Origin of the sequence: Roseibium sp. AS2 (genome assembly GCF_038900065.1) — a bacterium.
GTDB lineage: Bacteria > Pseudomonadota > Alphaproteobacteria > Rhizobiales > Stappiaceae > Roseibium.
Map to the genome: position 1 here is coordinate 356,240 of NZ_JBBMQN010000002.1, position 16,605 is coordinate 372,844.

Below are 16,605 nucleotides of genomic sequence, written 5' to 3' on the forward strand. Positions count from 1 at the left end.
AGGCGCGCTCATGCGTATCGGCTTCATCGGTCTTGGCAATGTCGGCGGCAAGCTTGCCGGCAGTGTCCTGCGCAACGGTTTCGACCTGAGCGTTCTCGATCTCGATCCTGCCCTGGAAGAGGGCTTCGTCGCCAGGGGGGCGGTTCGCGCCTCCAGCCCGAAGGAGCTTGCGCAGACGTGCGACGTGATCATCACCTGTCTGCCGAGCCCGGCGGCCTGTGCCGCGGTTGTCGAGGGGCCGGACGGCATTCTGGAAGGCATCGGGCCGGGCCGGATCTGGGCGGAAATGTCGACCACGGATGCCGGCGAGACCAAGCGCCTGGCGGAACGCGTCATCGCGACAGGCGCGGAAGCCATCGAGTGTCCGGTTTCCGGCGGCTGTCACCGGGCGGCCACCGGCAACATCGCGATCTTCGCCGGCTGCACGCGGCCAACCTTCGAGAAGGCACTGCCGTTCTTGACCGTGCTGGGCCGCAGGGTGCTGCACACCGGCGAGATCGGCTCGGCGTCCGTCCTGAAGGTGGTGACCAATTATTTGGCGACCGCCAATCTGGTGTCGGTTGCCGAAGCGCTTGTGACCTGCAAGGCGGCGGGAATGGACATGGGGACCGCCTATGAGGCGATCCGCATTTCCTCCGGAAATTCCTTCGTCCACGAGACGGAAAGCCAGGTGATCCTGAACGGATCCCGCGACATTTCCTTCACCATGGACCTTGTGGCCAAGGATATCGGGCTGTTCCAGTCGATTGCCGAGGCCCACGATGTGCCGCTTGAACTGTCTCCCCTGCTCAACAGCATCTTCGCCGATGCGATCGACCGCTTCGGTCCGCGCGAACTCTCGCCCAACATCATCAGGCGGCTGGAAGAGGTGACCGGTCTCGACGTTCTGGCACCGGGTTTTCCGGCCGAGATGGTTGACGACGAGCCGGAAGAAGCCGGGTATGAGGTGAAGCCGAAACGCGGCGATGACGCGGTTCGGGAGATGCGGGAAGCGGCAGGCTGATGATTGAAAAGCGGCAATTTTATATCGGCGGTGACTGGGTCGACCCGGTCGCGCCAAATGATCTGGACGTGATCAACCCGGCCACGGAAAAGCCGGTCGCGGTGATCTCGCTTGGATCGGAAGGCGATGTCGACAAGGCGGTGGCCGCCGCCCGGCAGGCTCTTGACGCCTGGTCGGAAACGTCCGTGGACACGCGGGCGGCGCTGCTGGAGCGGATCATCGCCGTCTATGAGCGCCGCGCCGGCGAAATGGACGAAGCGATCCGCCTGGAAATGGGCGCGCCCAGAACCTTCACGCGCGAACAGCAGACACCGGCCGGCACCGGGCATCTGCAGGCCACGCTGGAAGCTCTGAAAGCGCACCGGTTCGAGTGGCCGAGCCCGCGCGGCGGCAGTCTGCTCCGGCACGAGCCGATCGGCGTCTGCGGGTTGATCACGCCGTGGAACTGGCCGATCAACCAGATCGCCGCCAAGGTCGCGCCGGCGCTGGCAGCCGGGTGCACCATGGTTCTGAAGCCGAGCGAGATCGCGCCGCTGTCCGCGTTGCTGTTTGCCGAAATGGTCGACGAGGCCGGTTGCCCGCCGGGCGTGTTCAACCTGGTCAATGGCGACGGCGAGGGCGTCGGCGCCGTGATGTCCGCCCATCCGGGCATCGACATGATGTCGTTTACCGGCTCCACCCGCGCCGGCGTCTCGGTAACGCGAAACGCGGCGCCAACCGTGAAGCGGGTCGCGCTGGAACTCGGCGGCAAGTCACCGAACCTGCTCTTTGCCGACGCGGACCTGGAAACGGCGCTGCGGTTTTCACTCGAAAGCTGCTTTTCCAACACCGGCCAGTCCTGCGACGCACCGACCCGGCTTCTGGTCGAGCGGAGTGTCTACGCTGAAGCGGTCGAATTGGCGGCGAAAATCGCGGGCGAGGTCAAGGTCGGCGATCCGGCCGAGGAGGGCGATCATATCGGCCCGGTAATCAGCAGCCTGCAATACGACAAGATCCAGGCCCATATCGAGAGCGGCATTGCCGAGGGGGCCCGGCTGATCGCCGGCGGCCCGGGCAAGCCGGACGGCTTCGACACCGGCTACTACGTGAGGCCGACGGTCTTTGCCGATGTCGGCAACGACATGTCGATTGCCCGCAACGAGATTTTCGGCCCGGTTCTGGTGATGATCCCGTTCGACACGGAAGAAGAGGCCATCCAGATCGCCAACGACACGCCCTATGGCCTTGCCGCCTATCTCCAGACCGGCGACCCGGTGCGGGCGAAGCGCGTTTCCCGGAAGCTGCGCGCCGGTAGTGTCTATATCAATGGCGCGGCACCGGACTGGGACGCGCCCTTCGGAGGCTACAAGCAATCCGGCAACGGCCGCGAATACGGTGAGTTCGGTCTGGAGGATTTCCTGGAGCTGAAGGCGATTACCGGGTGACTTCGTCGTGACCCGGTCTCTACAGGCACCTGTTGCCTGCCTATCGCATGCTCCATGACCTTGCGCGTGCAGCAGACCTCGACAGACTGTGGCATCCCTGTGGAGCCGCTGGCCGGCGAGGTGGTCGCCCTAAGGGGCGATCAGATCCTGGTCCGTTCGGTCAATACCAAGATGATGCATGAAACCCGTCTGCCGGCCTGTGCAATCTTAACAGGCCGATAGTCAGGGCGGCGCGGGGCATCGGGCAGCGACCCGAAACCGGCTTTTAAAAATGCCTGTGAATGCAATGCCGTTCAGCGCAGGGACTGTTCGCCGTCGAAGCCGCCCATGGGCTGGTTGCGGACGAGGATCACCAGGCCTTCCTTGTTCGGGGCGGCGTCTTTCTGGGCGATGCCGCCATAGTTGGCGCAAAGCTCCTCGGCGCTTTTCCTGTAGGCGGGAGTGAACATGGTCAGGGCTTGGCAGTCCACCCGGCGCAGTTCGCTGTCGGTCTTCACACCGCCGGACATGGCAAAGCCGACGCCGGCCAGCGCGAGCGCGAATGTGGTGGTTGCCGCAACTGCAATTTTCTTCATTGTCCCCGGTCCCATTTCCCGGCCCGGTCTTTTCCAGAGGCCGTGTCGTCTGGACGAAGAATGGCGGAACGCACCTGTACTTTCCCTGAAATCCGCATTCACCTTGCGTTCAGTTTAGACGATTCGGCAAGTTTTGCCGAGTTTTCGCCTTATTCGGTGGATTTCGATTCGGGTTTACTTTGGATAAAGGTGAGTGCTGCCCGGTTTTGCCTGCGAGAGGCCCCGCGTGATGCATTGCGGAAAGCAGCTCCCATGACGAACCGGGATCGCGAAGCCTGACAAGGCATGCAGTTCAGCGCATCTGTTTCGGGGGGGCGCACGGTGTAGAACGCCGGGCATGGCGTAAAAAGGGGCGGAAGATCCGCCCCTTCGAACAGGCCGTTCACAAAGAAAGCCGACTCAGGCGGTCTTCTCGCTGGTCGGGACGCCTTTTTCGGCGAGCATGTCCTGCAGTTCCTTATTCTGGAACATTTCGCGAATGATGTCGCAGCCGCCGACGAATTCACCCTTCACATAGAGCTGCGGGATGGTCGGCCAGTTGGTGAATTCCTTGATGCCCTGGCGAAGGTCATCGTCTTCCAGAACGTTGATGCCCTTGTAGGGGGTGCCGACATAGTCGAGAATCTGGACGATCTGGCCGGAAAACCCGCATTGTGGAAAATTCGGCGTGCCTTTCATGAACAGCACCACGTCGTTGCTGCCGACTTCGTTCTTGATCCAGTCCTGAATGCTCATGAGCGTGTGTCCTTGTTTTTAGCCGCTGCAACTCGTGTGAATGCGGTGCGATATAGCAGATTGCCGATGGCTCGCCATATCCGAAATTCCATGATCAGGAGGCTGAGAAGTGTTGCGACAAGCAGAAGCCAGATCATGTCGGGTTCCCTTTCGGATCAGTCCGGTGCCTTTGTCTGCAGCGCAAGGGCATGCAGGGCTCCGCCCATATTGCCCTTCAGTGCCTCGTAGACCAGCTGGTGCTGCTGGACGCGGCTTTTGCCCCGGAAGGTTTCCGAGACCACATTGGCCGCATAATGATCGCCGTCTCCAGCCAAATCACGGATCTCCACCTGAGCGTCGGGCAGCGCCTCCTTGATCAGGGTTTCGATCTCATTCGCGTTCATCGGCATCGTGCGTTCGTCCTTGTTGTCAAGTTCCTGACAGGCAAGCGGCTTCAGACGCCTGCCATGTAATTCGGGAACCAATCTTCATGTGCTTTTTTCAAGTTTGCAACGGATATGGTGAGGATGCCCTCCACAGTCAATCTGGCACCACCCGTGGTGCCAATCTGTTGAACGTCGATACCCGCGTCCAGAATGTCTTCCAGAACGGCTTCAACCCGGTCCGGTGACACGGTCAGGACGTACCGGCCCTGGTCCTCGCCGAAGAGGGCCGCATGGGCCGGGCCGTCCACCTTGACGGTGGCGCCGATCCCGCTGGAGATTGCCATCTCGGCAAGGGCAACGCCCAGGCCACCGGACGAAATGTCATGCACGGCGGTCAGGCGGGCGGCGCCGATCAACTGGCGGACCAGGGTGCCGCGACGCTTTTCAGCGGCCAGATCGACCGGGGGCGGAGCGCCTTCCTCACGGCCGAGGATTTCGGCCAGATACTGGCTGGCGCCGAGATGGGTGCCATAGCCGCCGATAACGAGGATCGCGTCGCCTTCACCGGCGAACGCAGCGCCCGCGCGGATGGTGACATCCGGCAGGAGGCCGACACCGCCAATGGCGGGTGTCGGCAGGATCGCCTCGCCATGGGTCTCGTTGTAAAGCGAGACGTTGCCCGAGACGATCGGGAAATTCAGTTCCCGGCAGGCTTCGCCGATGCCCTTGATGCAGCCGACGAAGGACCCCATGATCTCCGGCTTTTCCGGATTGCCGAAATTGAGGTTGTCGGTGGCCGCCAGCGGTTCGGAGCCTACGGCGGTGAGATTGCGCCAGACTTCGGCAACCGCCTGCTTGCCGCCCTCGAACGGATCGGCCTCGCAATAGCGCGGGGTGACGTCGACGGAAAAGGCCAGACCCTTGCGCGTGCCGTCCACCCGGATCACCCCGGCATCGCCGCCGGGCGTTGCCGCAGTGTTGCCCTGGATCAGCGTGTCGTATTGCTCATAGACCCAGCGGCGGGAGGAGCCGTTGGCGCTGCCGACCAGCGTTTTCAGCGCTTGTGCGTAGTCTTCCGGCTCGGGAACGTCCGTGGCGCAGAGCACGGGGAGCTTCGCCGGTTCGATCCAGGGACGGTCATATTCGGGGGCCTCGTCGCCCAGCTCCTTGATCGGCAGGTCGGCGACAATGTCACCCTGATGCCGGACGATGAACCGAAGGGTGTCGGTGGTCTTGCCGACGATCGCGAAGTCGAGGCCCCATTTTTTGAAGATGGCCTCGGCCTCGTGCTCCTTTTCGGGGCGAAGCACCATGAGCATGCGCTCCTGGCTTTCCGACAGCATCATCTCATAGGCGCTCATGCGCTCCTCGCGCACCGGCACCTTGTCGAGATCCAGTTCGATGCCGAGATCGCCGCTGGCGCCCATTTCCACGGCCGAACAGGTCAGGCCGGCGGCGCCCATGTCCTGGATGGCGATGACCGCACCGGTCTCCATCAGTTCAAGGCAGGCTTCCAGCAGGCATTTTTCGGTGAAGGGGTCGCCGACCTGAACGGTGGGGCGCTTTTCCTCGATGGTGTCGTCGAATTCGGCGGAGGCCATGGTCGCCCCGCCGACGCCGTCGCGTCCGGTCTTGGCGCCCAGATAGACAACCGGCAGGCCGACGCCTTCGGCCTTGGCCAGAAAGATCGCGTCCGAGCGGGCCAGACCGGCGGCAAAAGCATTGACCAGGCAATTGCCGTTGTAGCGGGGATGGAATTCGACCTCGCCGCCGACCGTCGGGACGCCGAAGGAATTGCCGTAGCCGCCGACACCCGAGACCACGCCGGAAACCAGGTGTCTGGTACGCGGGTGGTCCGGTGCGCCGAAGCGCAGCGCATTCATGGCGGCAACGGGACGCGCGCCCATGGTGAAGACGTCGCGCAGGATGCCGCCGACCCCGGTCGCGGCGCCCTGGTAGGGCTCGATATAGGAGGGGTGGTTGTGGCTCTCCATCTTGAAGACCACCGCCTGGCCGTCGCCGATATCGACCACGCCGGCGTTCTCGCCCGGTCCCTGCAGCACCCGCGGGCCCTCGGTCGGCAAGGTCTTCAGCCATTTCTTGGAGGACTTGTAGGAGCAGTGCTCGTTCCACATGGCCGAAAATATGCCGAGCTCGGTGAAACTCGGCTCCCGGCCGATCAGCTCCAGAATGCGCTCGTATTCATCCGGCTTCAGGCCGTGGGAGGCGATCAGGTCGGGCGTGATCTTGATGTCGTTCGGGATCATGTCGGTCCAGTGTTCTTGGCCGCTGCGGTTGGTCCGCGCGGGCGCAGGCAGGCAGTGATGCCGCCATTTAGCAGATTGTCCCGCCAATGGGGAGAGTCACGGGTAAAAGATTATCCACAATCCTGTCCGTCATCCAAGGGCAAGCGCCAGTATCGCTGCCGTATAACCGCCATAGGCCAGCAGCATGAGCGCGCCCTCCAAGCGGCACAGGCGCCGTCCGGTCATGGCGAATACCAGGAGAATCACCGTGGCCGCCAGCAGCACCCAGATATCCAGCCGCATCATTTCCGGCGGAACCCGCAGAGGCGTCATCGCGGCGGTCAGTCCCAGAATGCCGAGAATGTTGAACAGGTTCGAACCCAGGATGTTGCCGAGTGCGATGTCGGTCTGGCGTTTGAGGGCGGCAATGACGGAGGTGACGAGTTCGGGCAGGGACGTGCCAACGGCGACGACGGTCACGCCGATCACGGCGTCGCTGACACCGGCGGCCCTTGCCAGGGTGATGGCGCCCGAGACGAGGAAATGTGCCCCGCCCAGGATCATCGCGAGGCCGCCGAAGGCCATGACCAGATTGAGGGCAAGATTGGAGGCTTGCGGGCCCGGACTGATCAGGTCGGCCTCGCTCCGGTGCAGGTCCGCCGATGGCGTGTGCCGGCCTTTTTCCATGCGGTAGGTGAGCACGAGGTAGACGGCCAGGGCGCCCATCAGCGCAAGACCCGCTTCGCGGCTGATCTGCCCGGTGAGCGCAAGCCCGGCAAAGGCCGCAGCGGCCAGCAGGTTGGCGGGGCCGTCACGCAGCAAGGCAGACGGCTCGACCCGCAGGGGACAGATCACGGCGGTCAGACCGAGAATGAGCAGGATGTTGGCGATGTTCGAGCCGGCGACATTGCCGACGGCAATACCCGGCGAGCCGTTCAGGGCGGCAAGAATGCTGGTCAGAAGCTCCGGCGTCGAGGTGCCGAACCCGACCAGCACCAGACCGATCAGCAGTTCGGACATGCCGAAGCGCTGCGCCAGGCCGACCGAGCCGCGCACGAGAAGGTCGCCGCCGGCAACCAGAAGCACAAGGCCGAGCAGAATTTCAACGAGGGTCATTCGAGAGATCCGGAAATCAGGTTTCCGGCATATGGGGGCTCATCGCACGCCCCGCAATGGACCGTCAGGACGTGATATCGGCCGCGGTTTGCGCAATGCCGCGGGCGCGTTTTCCGCAAGGCGGACGCACCACTCATTCGAAACTGTCGTAACAGGCACCATTGTCTTCCAGAAGGCTCTGCACAATGGCCAGGCCCCTGGCGGTCTCCGTGCGGGTCATCGGATTGGTGACGCCGATGCGGACCCGGTGATAGACCTTGTCGGAGCGGCCGGACTTGAATTCGTCCTCGTCGTCGATCAGCACGTTCACCGAGGCCGCCGCCGCCTTGAAGGTGCCGGAAAGCCAGGGTTCGGGCAGTTTCAGCCATAGGAACGGGGCGTCCAGGGCAGCATTCATGTCGTAAGTTCCAAGGTGCTCGCGGACGAGTTCGTGTCGCGCGGCGATTTCCGACTGGATCTTTTCACGAAATTCATCGGCCGCGCCCGACAGGACCAGCCGGGCGGAAAGTTCCGACAACAGGAACGAGATGCCGCCGGTCAGCATCTTGTGGGCGGTATAGACCCTCTGGGCATGGGAGAGGGGGCTCGCGACCCAGCCGCCGCGCACGCCCGCCGTCACCGATTTCGACAGGGAATTGACATGAAATGTCCGCTCCGGCGCGAGCGCGGCCAGAGGCGGCAGGTCGGTGTTGCGCAAGGAACCGTAGACTTCGTCCTCTATGATCGAGACATTGTATTGCCGTGCAACCGAGACAATATCCTTCCGGCGCTGCGCGCCCATCAGGCCAAGCGTCGGATTGTGCATGGTCGGCATCACGAACAAGAGCCTGGGATGTTTCTGGGCGCAGACGCGCGCCAGATCCTCCGGCAACGGGCCCTCGTCATCGCGCGCGACCTGCACGGGAGGGCGTCCGGAAAGCGCCGCGCCCCGGGCGATCGAGCTGTAGGTCAGGTCCTCGAAGGCGATCTGGTCACCGGGTGACGTTGTTGCCGCGATGATCGCCATGATCGCCGCCTGTGCACCGGTTGTGGGGACAATGCCGCCTTCTGAAGGTTCCCAGCCGGATCGTGCCAGCCAGAGCCGGCCCGCCTTGCGCCAGCTATCCGGAACCGCCCGCGTGTAGCTGGCAATTTCGTGCGGGGCTTCCCGGGTGATGTCGGCGGTCAGGCGGCCGATGGCTTCGGCCTGGCCGATTTCCGGCGCGGAGGTGCTGTCGAAACGGATCGATTCCGGGGCGGGAATCGAAATGCGGGTGCCGGCGAATTCCGTATCCCTGGGTGGGGTCATGGCGCCTTGCAGCCAGGAGACGGCCGGTGTGCCGGCCTGCCCGGTCACGGTGCGCGGGTCCCGGTCAAGGTCCGGTTTGACGTCTTCCTCCAGGCCCGTGCCCGGATTGCTGCCAAGCACGAAGGTGCCGCGCCCGACCTCGCCGCTGACCAGCCCGCGTTGGCGGATCAGCGCGTAGGCGCGGCCAACGGTACCCACGGTGACGCCCAGGTCGTAGGCAAGGTCCCGCTGCGGTGGCAGTTTGGTGCCGGCGCCAAGCGCGCCGGTGGCAATGTCCTCGGCGATCCGGTCGGCAAGACGGATGTAAAGCGGGCCCTTGCCCTCGGGGAGATGGGGGTGCCAATTTGTCATGGTGACAATTTATATATTGCATCCTGATCTGGGTCAATTCATATGATTGTAGCGCTACAATTTGGCGTTATGTAGCGAATTGTTACCCTTTGGAAGGTGCGATATGAGTTCAATCGAAACAATCCCGGGCCGGCCGGTCCGGCGATTGCAGAGTGTCGGTTCGGTCCTGATCAAGCTGCAGAAGCAATTGCGGCTCTGGCGCAGACGCCATCGCACACGCCTTCATCTGCTGGAATTGAACGATCACCAACTGCAGGACCTCGGCCTGACCCGTGCCGCCGCGCGCGCGGAAGCCATGCGCCCGTTCTGGGAGAGCAATGCGCCATACAAGGACTGGTTCTGAGGCGACTGGCAGACAGGATGTGAGTTTTCGGCAGTTGCGGCGGGGAGAACCCGGTGCGCTGATCCGCAAACACAATGTCATCGGCAGGAAAACCGTCAGGCAGGTTCCCGTGGCGGGGGTAGCGCTCGTGAGCGGCTGCCGACGCAATTTGCGCAATGGTCAATGCGGCTTGTCATACAAAGACCGGCTTTTCCTTCGCCGGTCTTTGTTGATGCCGGACACGATGCAGCCCGTGTCCGGCATCCTTTTTCAAGTCGGCTCAGACAGCGTCGGTGTATTCACCGCGTGCCGGGTAGTCGTTCTTCTGAACGAAATCGAGGGCGCCGACCATTTCCTGGAAATGCGGGCGGACGAACGGCATGGTCTGCACCGACGAGAAGTAGAGCGTGCCATCGGCTTTTACCAGGAACACACCCGGCTCGGAGAACAGGGCCGGTTCCTCGATGCCGATCGAGGTGGTGCCGCGGCTGGTGGAGATGAACAGCCCCCAGTCCCTGGCGACCTGCAAGGACAGATCGTAGCCGAAGCGCAGGTCCGGCTGGGCGACCTTGTCCGCCATCTGCTGCGCGCGCTCCTTGCCGTCGGACGAGATTGCGATCGTCTTGACGCCTTTTTCAGCGAAATCCGGGGTCAGGCGTCCGAGTTCCTTGAGATAGGTGGCGCAGATCGGGCAGTGCAGACCGCGATAGAACACGACAAGCGTCGCGAACCCGGCGCCGTCAGCGGCAAGGTCGAACGACCCGCTGTCGAGGGTTTCGAGCGTGAGGCCGGGAACCGGCTGGCGTGGTATGAGCATGTTTATCCTCTTTTTTCTGGTTGCAAGGCTTCACAATTCCCTGCGGATGTTCATAAGATAACGAACGAATGTGACAGATACATCCCAAAAAGATGTCCCGGAGTACGGAATATGTCTGTGCCTTACCGCACCTCCTTCAATGGAAAACTGGACCGACTGTCGTCCCTGATCGACCGTTTGCGGGTGCAGGTCACCAATGTGCCGGCCGGCTGTGCGGACGGGCACACGGCCAATTTGAAGATCTACCGGACCGAGGGGCAGGGGTTGCGCCTGGTGTTCTGCCCGTCGCGTGAAGTCGGCGCCGCAGACCGTCAGGCCATGGGCCCCGCGGCGGACGAAACCACGCTGGTCGCGGCCCGGATCGCCATTACCGGTATCGGCAGGCAACTGATCAGCGCGTTGCCGGGGATCCTGTCCATCACCCTGTCGGAGGAGCCTTACCTGAATGCGGTGGTCATGCCGTTGATTGAAGAGGTGGCGGTTCCGCGTTGCGGCGGCCAGGCGGCGTTTCAGCGTTTGTGCGAAGTGGTGGTGATCCGGCTTCTGCGCCACGCGATGGAAGAGGGCAAGGCGGATACCGGGCTGCTGAACGGTTTGTCGCATCCGCGCATCGCCGCCGCGCTGGTCGCGATCCACGAGGCGCCCGGCGAAGCTTGGACCCTGGAAAAGCTTGCCGAAGCGGCTGGCATGTCACGCACCCAGTTCTCGGTCACTTTCCGCGAACGCGTCGGCGCGACGCCGATGGGGTATCTGTCGAACTGGCGTCTGGATATTGCCAGGGCGGAGCTGGATGCCGGACGGCAAGTGAAATCGGTAGCCGGCCTGTGCGGTTTCGCCAGTCCGGCGGCTTTCTCCCGCGCCTATTCGCGGCGTTTCGGCCATCCGCCGAAGAAGCGCTCGGCCGCGCCGGCCTAGGGCCTGCCGCAATCACGATTGTGGAACTGCCGGGACACGGCCGGATGTCATTGCCTGAGGAATGACATCCGGTTTCACAGCTAGCCGCGTTCCTCCACCTGACGCTCCAGGCCATAGAATTCGTCGTTGATGTCGTCCACCTTGCGGGCAAGCAATGCCCGGGCATCCGTCAGGCCGAGATTGTAGAATCGGGCACCGAGGCTCGGGATCAGGAAATCGATCAGCTGTTCGGCGTCCATGTTGCCGATCTCGACATCGAGTTCGTCGCCCAGGAAGCGTTTGATCCGGCCGGCGAGGCGGGTTCTGCTGTCCTTGTCGAGTTTCAGTTCCGTCATGCCTGCCTCCTGTCTGGTCGGGGTGGCCGGAACCGGTCCCGCTCACCGCTCGTTAAGGTGAAGCAATACAGGGTGTGAGCGGAATTGGAAACGGCCGCTGCATCACGGCCGTTTCCTGTGCAGGGCAATGGGATATCATCCGTTCAAACTGGGAGAGAGCCACGGGTGCGCAGGTCTCTCAAGCCCGCTCCACGGTCTGTTATCTGACATCGCAGGTGCATTGATCGTAGTAGGTCAGGCCGGCCGAAGAATTGACCGCATGGGGAACCCAGCCCGTGCAGGTGAGGCTCTGGTTCGGTGCGCAGCATTTGTCGCCGTTCTTGGCCTTGCTCGCGCTTGCCGGATACTGACTGCAGGCGCCGTCGTTGTAGGTGGGGGCGGCAATCGTCCCGCACAGTTTCGACAGATCGCCGATCTTCGCGGGATGGTTCAGCGCGACGTCCATCGCGCAGGCATAATAGACCGGATCGATGAGCTGGATCGTCCAGACGAAGCTGCCGCCGATACCGAGCGCCGGTTTGGTTGCGCCGTTCGAAGACGTGTAGCCCGCAACCATGTCGGCGATTTCCTCGAAACAGTTCGGGTAGCCCCTTTCGTATTGGTACTGGCAGTTGTTCGGACCGCCGCGGAACGGAAACTCGAAACCCAGAACCGAATAGGGAGACATGCCGACGACAAACTGGCTGGTGGCAAGGTCGAGTGACACGTCGGGGGCACACGGATAGCCGGACAATGTCGACAGAAGCGTGTCCACATCGTCATAGAGGCTGTCGAGCGTGATGCCCCTGGTGCCGCCGGCATAATACTGCCGGGCGTCAATGTAACCGGTAATGCCGTATTTCTTGTAGACGCAGGCGCCTGCCGTCGTCGACGCGCTGACCGGATCGGCGGCGGAATCGTAATATGGGGCGAAGGACATGCCGAAGGAGGGCTCTGCCGTGCCGCCGTCCGTCAGCCCCGAAAGCAGGATCTCGAACGCAGCGGTCGCTTCCGCGCCGGAGTATTGCGGCGGACTGGACCAGTCGCTTTCGATGTCGATGTCGAGCCCGTCCACGCCGTAGGCTGCAAACGCCTGGGTCAGATAGAAAGCCGCACAGGCTCTTTTGGTCACGTCAGGGCCGTTTTCGGCGCAATTCGCCGCGCCGGCGGTGCCCTGGTCGTCGGCAAGGGCGTTCAGGTAGGGAACCGTGTTGCCGCCGACCATGGACGCATAGACACTGGCGCCGCCGGCCTTGAGCGCCTTGACGACGGCTACCGCATCCGGACTGGCAGCGGTCCAGTTGCCTTCTCCCCCGGTCCCGGTGGAATAGGTCATGATCGGCTGATCGCCCCAATGGACCGGATTGTAGACCTCGCATCCGGAAGCGTCCGGGTCGCAGAACGTCAGTCCCATGATGTTGAAGCGGTTGAACTTCGTGCCGCCATAGGTTTTGGCCATAGTCAGGCTCAGCGTGCCGAAAGGCTGCGGCTGGGTATTGATATAGGAGGCGTTCAACAGGTCCGCATGAGCGGCGGACAGCGACGATGCGAACAGCATGGCCGCCGCCGCAATGGCTTTCTTGAAGGGTCTTTGCATGGTGCTCTTCCTGGTTGATCCCGTTGGTGACGTGCAGCCGCTTCGGGCTGCATTCCAGCCTATCGCGCCGTCGCGTGGAAAAACTGAAATCAATCCGAAGTTGTGGTTGCTGCCGTCCGGCGCGTGCGCCAGGGACGCGCCAGGGAAGGGTCTTCGGATCCGTGGCGTTGCAACGGCTCAATTTTCGATTTCGGAACGCATCAGATTTCGCCCCGACAGATTTCAGTTTTTTTCCGAACTTCTTCAGATTGCTTTCATGATTTTCGCAGTCAGGGATTGCAAGTTGTCGGTGTGGCCGCTGGTAACGGGTTGCGGCACGAGAACAAGCTGGATCATTGAGATCCGATATCTCGAAAGGAACGGAAATGTCTGTAAGTGCAAAGAATGTTGTCAAGAGTTCGGCGCTGGCGATGCTGGCCGGAGTCATGTTTGCCTCTGCGGCCGGTGCCCGCGACATCGAAGCAGGACCGATCTGGAACGATGAAGACGCCAAACTCAAGTGTCCGGTTGCTGCCGCTGCCTACGAAGGCAAATGGAATGGCCAGTGGAAGACCACCGTCGAAGGTGAAATGTCCGTCTGCGGCGTCACCGACATTCCGATCAAGACCCTGGAAGCCGGCCCGATCTGGAACCAGGAAGATGCCGACAAGAAGTGCCCGGTCGTGGGTTTCTCCGTTGCCGGCAAGTGGAATGGCCAGTGGTGGACCACCGTGCCGAGCCAGATGTCGGTGTGTCAGGTTGACCTGAACAACTGACGGCCCTGCCGCGCGGCCCGATGACCGGGCCGCGCGCCTCCCGCGGGACAGGACCTTTTCCGGCGAATTTCCGCCGTTTGCGATGCCGTTCCGTCCTCGTTCTCGAGGTCGGGAGCCGGCGCTGGAAACGGTTTGATTTCAGGAAAATTTCGCACGGATTTCAGGTTTTCGCGTGCGATCCGGTCAATCGTGGACCCTTCAGCACTTTAAGCCGCCGGTGCGGCAAACTTCTGTTGGGAACGGCCAAATTTGATTTCATTCAATGTGCAACATCTTCTTCAGATCTCGGTTTTCCCTTTCTATCGGGGCATTCCAATCGAAGTAGAGCCGGTTATGCAAAACGGCACCGGAACGTATGTGTCAGGTCAGTTGATGGGACACAGCTTTCATTCCCTTGCCTTCGACAGCGCTGGTGACATCAGCGACCTGGAGATCGGATGTACCTACAGTTGCATTGCCCGGACGCAGAAGGGAGCGCACGTCCATACGCACTGGCTTTACTGTACCGAAAACGGCCCGCTTCTGCACTTCGGCGTTGTTCGAAACTGGGCGAAACTGAACAGCTACGCGCCTTTGAGCCCCTTGCTGGGGGCTGAAACCGAAGGGCTTCTGGTGAAGCTCGAGGAATTGTTCGATCTCGTGGCGATCTTGCAGATGCCCGGCGCCGTGGGCGGCCTGGCCCAGGTGCAGATCGGTATTCGAGGATGGCTCGTCATGGCGAAGGTTACAACACCTCAAACGATCGGGATCCTGGTCGAGAAACCTACCTTGCCGCCAATGTTCCCCGAGGGGGCGGATGCAATCGCCGTGTCCGCCAAAAGCAAACGAACCCTGCAGTCGGTAACCCTGGAGGGATTGACTTGTGTCGAGGCCGGAGACCCGGCCCTGTTGCTGAAAGTGGAATAGGATTTCATCTCATTATGTATATCCTTGAGAATTGCGACTATTGCGCGAAAACGAAAGGTGATATCTTCCCGAGGGGCTTTCGGGGCGGTTCATCAGCGCGATTTCGGACGACTGCGAAGCGCAGCGTTCGATACGGAGGCTTTCCCAGAAGTCCAATCCGACAGGTCAGCGCCACAAGGATGAAGAAACACTTGCTGGAGATAGCCGAAGCGCCTGAAAGAATTCTGTTTGGCGACGTGAAATATTTTTGCCATTCCCAGCGCCTGGTTTCAGCAAATGGCCAAGAAACAGTTCTGCGTTCCCAGTCGGCGAAGGTATTGCAACTCCTCGCGGGCAGGTTGGGCAACCTGGTGACGCGCGATGAACTTGTGCAGGAAGTCTGGGCGGACATCGCCGTCACCGACGACAGCTTGACACAGTGCATCGCCGACATCCGCAAAGCTCTTCAGGACAGGGACCGGGTCCTTCTCAGGACCGTTCCCAAAAGGGGCTACATTCTCAACGGCAGGGTGGACCCGGAGGCGACAGGCTCAGCTCGGCTGCCGGTCGCTGCCAGGGAACCGGAGACCACGGGAGCACACGGGCCCACTGCCGCCGGCGCAGCCCATCCGCTTGATCGTCCGCGTGCGAACGGGCCGGCGGAGTCCCTGCTGCCCCAGCTCGATCCCAAGGACGTGCTGCCGACCCTGGCGATCCTGCCGTTCAAGGCGCAGGCAGGCAGCCAGGACGAAAGCCTGGGGGCGTTGTTTGCCAATGACATCACCACGGCTCTGTCCCTGGCGGAAGACGTCAATATCATTTCCTGGTTCTCGTCGTCGTCAATGGGCAGTCCCACAGGTGGCCTACGCAGCGCCGGTCACCAGTTGCGGGCTGATTTCATCCTGTCGGGCTATGTTGTGTGCCGGGGCGGAAGGATCATCGTTTCCGTGGAGTTCTGCGAAACGGAGACCCAGTTTGTCCTCTGGTCTGACCGGTTCGAACGTCAACTGGATTCCTTTCTGCAGGATACCGACAGCGTTCATCAGATCGTGACCCGCATCCGCAAGGCGATCACTTTGAACGAGCTGCGCCGCCTGCAGTCGCGCCCCCTGCAGAGCCTCAAGCTGTTCAGCATTCTGCAAGGGGCTGTCGGGTTGATGTACCGGCTGACGCCGAGGGAATTCAATCAGGCAAAAACATATCTGGAATATGTCAGCGCACAGGTGCCCAACCATCCCGCTCCCTTGGCCTGGCTTGCCAGATGGCACGTTTTGCGCGCGGTCCAGGGATGGGCCGACGATCCTGCCAGGGAAGCGAGTGCGGCACTGCACTACACCGGGCGGGCTCTGGATCTGGAACCTGAACACGGACTGGCGCTGGTGTGCGAAGGCCAGGTGCTGGTCAACCTGGCGCTCAGGCTCGACGAGGCCGAGGACCGCTACAGCGCAGCGCTTGTCTCCAATCCCAACGACGCCCAGGCGAGAGCGCTGCGCGGTATGCTCGCAGCCTTCCGCGACCGGGGTGCCGACGCAAAGCGGGACACCGAACGGGCGCTGCATCTTGCGCCGCTTGATCCGCACCGCTTCATTTTCCTTGTCCAGGCGGCAGGGGCCAATATTTCGGTCGAAAATTATGCGCGCGCGGTGACCCTGTCCAAGGAGTCGCTGCGGCTCAACCGGTCGCACAGTTCCACAATACGCACACTGGCGGTCGCACAGGCCGGGACAGGGGATGTCGACAGCGCCCGACGAACGGCCCGGGAACTCCTGCGGCTTCAGCCCGACATCCGGGTCAGCACGTGGCTGCGTGCTTCACCTAGCGCTGACTACGAGATGGGCCGCAAGGTTGCCGAGCTGATGCGCTTGGCAGGAATTCCCGACTGACCGGGAACGATTGA

At 62.2% G+C, this 16,605-nt stretch carries 17 protein-coding genes; 8 read left to right on the forward strand and 9 right to left on the reverse strand.

Annotated elements, in window-relative coordinates:
* The first annotated feature begins 10 nt into the window (after window positions 1–10).
* Both WNZ15_RS06625 and WNZ15_RS06630 read left to right on the forward strand, forming a co-directional pair.
* Entirely contained in the window at window positions 11–1,003 is a 993-nt protein-coding gene (locus WNZ15_RS06625; RefSeq protein WP_342892171.1) for an NAD(P)-dependent oxidoreductase, read from the forward strand.
* A complete protein-coding gene (locus tag WNZ15_RS06630) occupies window positions 1,003–2,427 on the forward strand; it encodes an aldehyde dehydrogenase family protein (protein WP_342892172.1) in 1,425 nt (474 codons plus the stop codon). The genes WNZ15_RS06625 and WNZ15_RS06630 overlap by 1 nt, the downstream gene beginning before the upstream one ends.
* 293 nt (window positions 2,428–2,720) lie before the next feature.
* Here the strand turns inward: WNZ15_RS06630 and WNZ15_RS06635 are convergent, their stop codons facing one another.
* Window positions 2,721–3,002, reverse strand: coding sequence for an antitermination protein (locus WNZ15_RS06635; RefSeq protein ID WP_342892173.1), 282 nt, complete (start codon window positions 3,000–3,002; stop codon window positions 2,721–2,723).
* A gap of 60 nt (window positions 3,003–3,062) precedes the next feature.
* Between WNZ15_RS06635 and WNZ15_RS06640 the strand changes: the two genes are divergently transcribed.
* On the forward strand, window positions 3,063–3,281 hold the full coding sequence (locus WNZ15_RS06640; RefSeq protein ID WP_342892174.1) for a hypothetical protein: 219 nt from the start codon (window positions 3,063–3,065) through the stop codon (window positions 3,279–3,281).
* Window positions 3,282–3,401: 120 nt separating this feature from the next.
* On the opposite strand, the gene grxD is transcribed toward WNZ15_RS06640, so the two are convergent.
* From grxD to WNZ15_RS06665, 5 genes are all read right to left on the reverse strand, one after another.
* Entirely contained in the window at window positions 3,402–3,737 is a 336-nt protein-coding gene (gene grxD, locus WNZ15_RS06645) for a Grx4 family monothiol glutaredoxin (protein ID WP_342892175.1), read from the reverse strand.
* Window positions 3,738–3,892: 155 nt separating this feature from the next.
* Entirely contained in the window at window positions 3,893–4,126 is a 234-nt protein-coding gene (locus tag WNZ15_RS06650) for a BolA family transcriptional regulator (RefSeq protein WP_068419787.1), read from the reverse strand.
* A gap of 44 nt (window positions 4,127–4,170) precedes the next feature.
* Window positions 4,171–6,369, reverse strand: a complete 2,199-nt coding sequence (gene purL, locus WNZ15_RS06655) for a phosphoribosylformylglycinamidine synthase subunit PurL (protein WP_342892176.1) — start codon at window positions 6,367–6,369, stop codon at window positions 4,171–4,173.
* Between the two features lie 129 nt (window positions 6,370–6,498).
* Entirely contained in the window at window positions 6,499–7,464 is a 966-nt protein-coding gene (locus WNZ15_RS06660) for a calcium/sodium antiporter (RefSeq protein WP_342892177.1), read from the reverse strand.
* Between the two features lie 133 nt (window positions 7,465–7,597).
* Complete coding sequence (locus WNZ15_RS06665) at window positions 7,598–9,103, reverse strand: PLP-dependent aminotransferase family protein (RefSeq protein ID WP_342892178.1); 1,506 nt, start codon at window positions 9,101–9,103, stop codon at window positions 7,598–7,600.
* Window positions 9,104–9,206: 103 nt separating this feature from the next.
* Between WNZ15_RS06665 and WNZ15_RS06670 the strand changes: the two genes are divergently transcribed.
* Window positions 9,207–9,446, forward strand: coding sequence for a DUF1127 domain-containing protein (locus tag WNZ15_RS06670; RefSeq protein WP_342892179.1), 240 nt, complete (start codon window positions 9,207–9,209; stop codon window positions 9,444–9,446).
* A gap of 259 nt (window positions 9,447–9,705) precedes the next feature.
* Here the strand turns inward: WNZ15_RS06670 and WNZ15_RS06675 are convergent, their stop codons facing one another.
* Window positions 9,706–10,242: a peroxiredoxin-like family protein gene (locus tag WNZ15_RS06675; RefSeq protein ID WP_342892180.1), complete on the reverse strand. Its 537-nt coding sequence runs from the start codon at window positions 10,240–10,242 to the stop codon at window positions 9,706–9,708.
* A 111-nt stretch (window positions 10,243–10,353) separates the two neighbouring features.
* On the opposite strand from WNZ15_RS06675, the gene WNZ15_RS06680 reads away from it, so the two are divergent.
* A complete protein-coding gene (locus WNZ15_RS06680) occupies window positions 10,354–11,157 on the forward strand; it encodes an AraC family transcriptional regulator (protein WP_342892181.1) in 804 nt (267 codons plus the stop codon).
* A gap of 80 nt (window positions 11,158–11,237) precedes the next feature.
* Here WNZ15_RS06680 and WNZ15_RS06685 read toward each other — a convergent pair whose 3' ends face one another.
* Window positions 11,238–11,492: a DUF2164 domain-containing protein gene (locus WNZ15_RS06685; RefSeq protein WP_342892182.1), complete on the reverse strand. Its 255-nt coding sequence runs from the start codon at window positions 11,490–11,492 to the stop codon at window positions 11,238–11,240.
* Between the two features lie 199 nt (window positions 11,493–11,691).
* Window positions 11,692–13,068: a hypothetical protein gene (locus tag WNZ15_RS06690; RefSeq protein WP_342892183.1), complete on the reverse strand. Its 1,377-nt coding sequence runs from the start codon at window positions 13,066–13,068 to the stop codon at window positions 11,692–11,694.
* Window positions 13,069–13,433: 365 nt separating this feature from the next.
* Here WNZ15_RS06690 and WNZ15_RS06695 point away from each other — a divergent pair, with 365 nt between their 5' ends.
* The 3 genes from WNZ15_RS06695 to WNZ15_RS06705 all read left to right on the forward strand — a co-directional run bounded on the left by WNZ15_RS06695 (window position 13,434) and on the right by WNZ15_RS06705 (window position 16,591).
* On the forward strand, window positions 13,434–13,823 hold the full coding sequence (locus tag WNZ15_RS06695) for a mannan-binding lectin (protein ID WP_342892184.1): 390 nt from the start codon (window positions 13,434–13,436) through the stop codon (window positions 13,821–13,823).
* Window positions 13,824–14,195: 372 nt separating this feature from the next.
* On the forward strand, window positions 14,196–14,729 hold the full coding sequence (locus tag WNZ15_RS06700) for a hypothetical protein (protein ID WP_342892185.1): 534 nt from the start codon (window positions 14,196–14,198) through the stop codon (window positions 14,727–14,729).
* 179 nt (window positions 14,730–14,908) lie between these two features.
* Window positions 14,909–16,591 carry a winged helix-turn-helix domain-containing protein gene (locus WNZ15_RS06705; protein WP_342892186.1) on the forward strand — a complete coding sequence of 561 codons (1,683 nt, stop codon included), beginning with the start codon at window positions 14,909–14,911 and terminating at the stop codon, window positions 16,589–16,591.
* Window positions 16,592–16,605 lie beyond the last annotated feature (14 nt).

Bases quoted from the DNA above. Each gene is read 5' to 3' on its own strand.
- WNZ15_RS06625 (WP_342892171.1), top strand. From the start codon at position 11: ATGCGTATCGGCTTCATCGGTCTTGGCAATGTCGGCGGCAAGCTTGCC.
- WNZ15_RS06630 (WP_342892172.1), top strand. From the start codon at position 1,003: ATGATTGAAAAGCGGCAATTTTATATCGGCGGTGACTGGGTCGACCCG.
- WNZ15_RS06635 (WP_342892173.1), bottom strand. From the start codon at position 3,002: ATGAAGAAAATTGCAGTTGCGGCAACCACCACATTCGCGCTCGCGCTG.
- WNZ15_RS06640 (WP_342892174.1), top strand. From the start codon at position 3,063: ATGGCGGAACGCACCTGTACTTTCCCTGAAATCCGCATTCACCTTGCG.
- grxD (WP_342892175.1), bottom strand. From the start codon at position 3,737: ATGAGCATTCAGGACTGGATCAAGAACGAAGTCGGCAGCAACGACGTG.
- WNZ15_RS06650 (WP_068419787.1), bottom strand. From the start codon at position 4,126: ATGCCGATGAACGCGAATGAGATCGAAACCCTGATCAAGGAGGCGCTG.
- purL (WP_342892176.1), bottom strand. From the start codon at position 6,369: ATGATCCCGAACGACATCAAGATCACGCCCGACCTGATCGCCTCCCAC.
- WNZ15_RS06660 (WP_342892177.1), bottom strand. From the start codon at position 7,464: ATGACCCTCGTTGAAATTCTGCTCGGCCTTGTGCTTCTGGTTGCCGGC.
- WNZ15_RS06665 (WP_342892178.1), bottom strand. From the start codon at position 9,103: ATGACAAATTGGCACCCCCATCTCCCCGAGGGCAAGGGCCCGCTTTAC.
- WNZ15_RS06670 (WP_342892179.1), top strand. From the start codon at position 9,207: ATGAGTTCAATCGAAACAATCCCGGGCCGGCCGGTCCGGCGATTGCAG.
- WNZ15_RS06675 (WP_342892180.1), bottom strand. From the start codon at position 10,242: ATGCTCATACCACGCCAGCCGGTTCCCGGCCTCACGCTCGAAACCCTC.
- WNZ15_RS06680 (WP_342892181.1), top strand. From the start codon at position 10,354: ATGTCTGTGCCTTACCGCACCTCCTTCAATGGAAAACTGGACCGACTG.
- WNZ15_RS06685 (WP_342892182.1), bottom strand. From the start codon at position 11,492: ATGACGGAACTGAAACTCGACAAGGACAGCAGAACCCGCCTCGCCGGC.
- WNZ15_RS06690 (WP_342892183.1), bottom strand. From the start codon at position 13,068: ATGCAAAGACCCTTCAAGAAAGCCATTGCGGCGGCGGCCATGCTGTTC.
- WNZ15_RS06695 (WP_342892184.1), top strand. From the start codon at position 13,434: ATGTCTGTAAGTGCAAAGAATGTTGTCAAGAGTTCGGCGCTGGCGATG.
- WNZ15_RS06700 (WP_342892185.1), top strand. From the start codon at position 14,196: ATGGGACACAGCTTTCATTCCCTTGCCTTCGACAGCGCTGGTGACATC.
- WNZ15_RS06705 (WP_342892186.1), top strand. From the start codon at position 14,909: ATGAAGAAACACTTGCTGGAGATAGCCGAAGCGCCTGAAAGAATTCTG.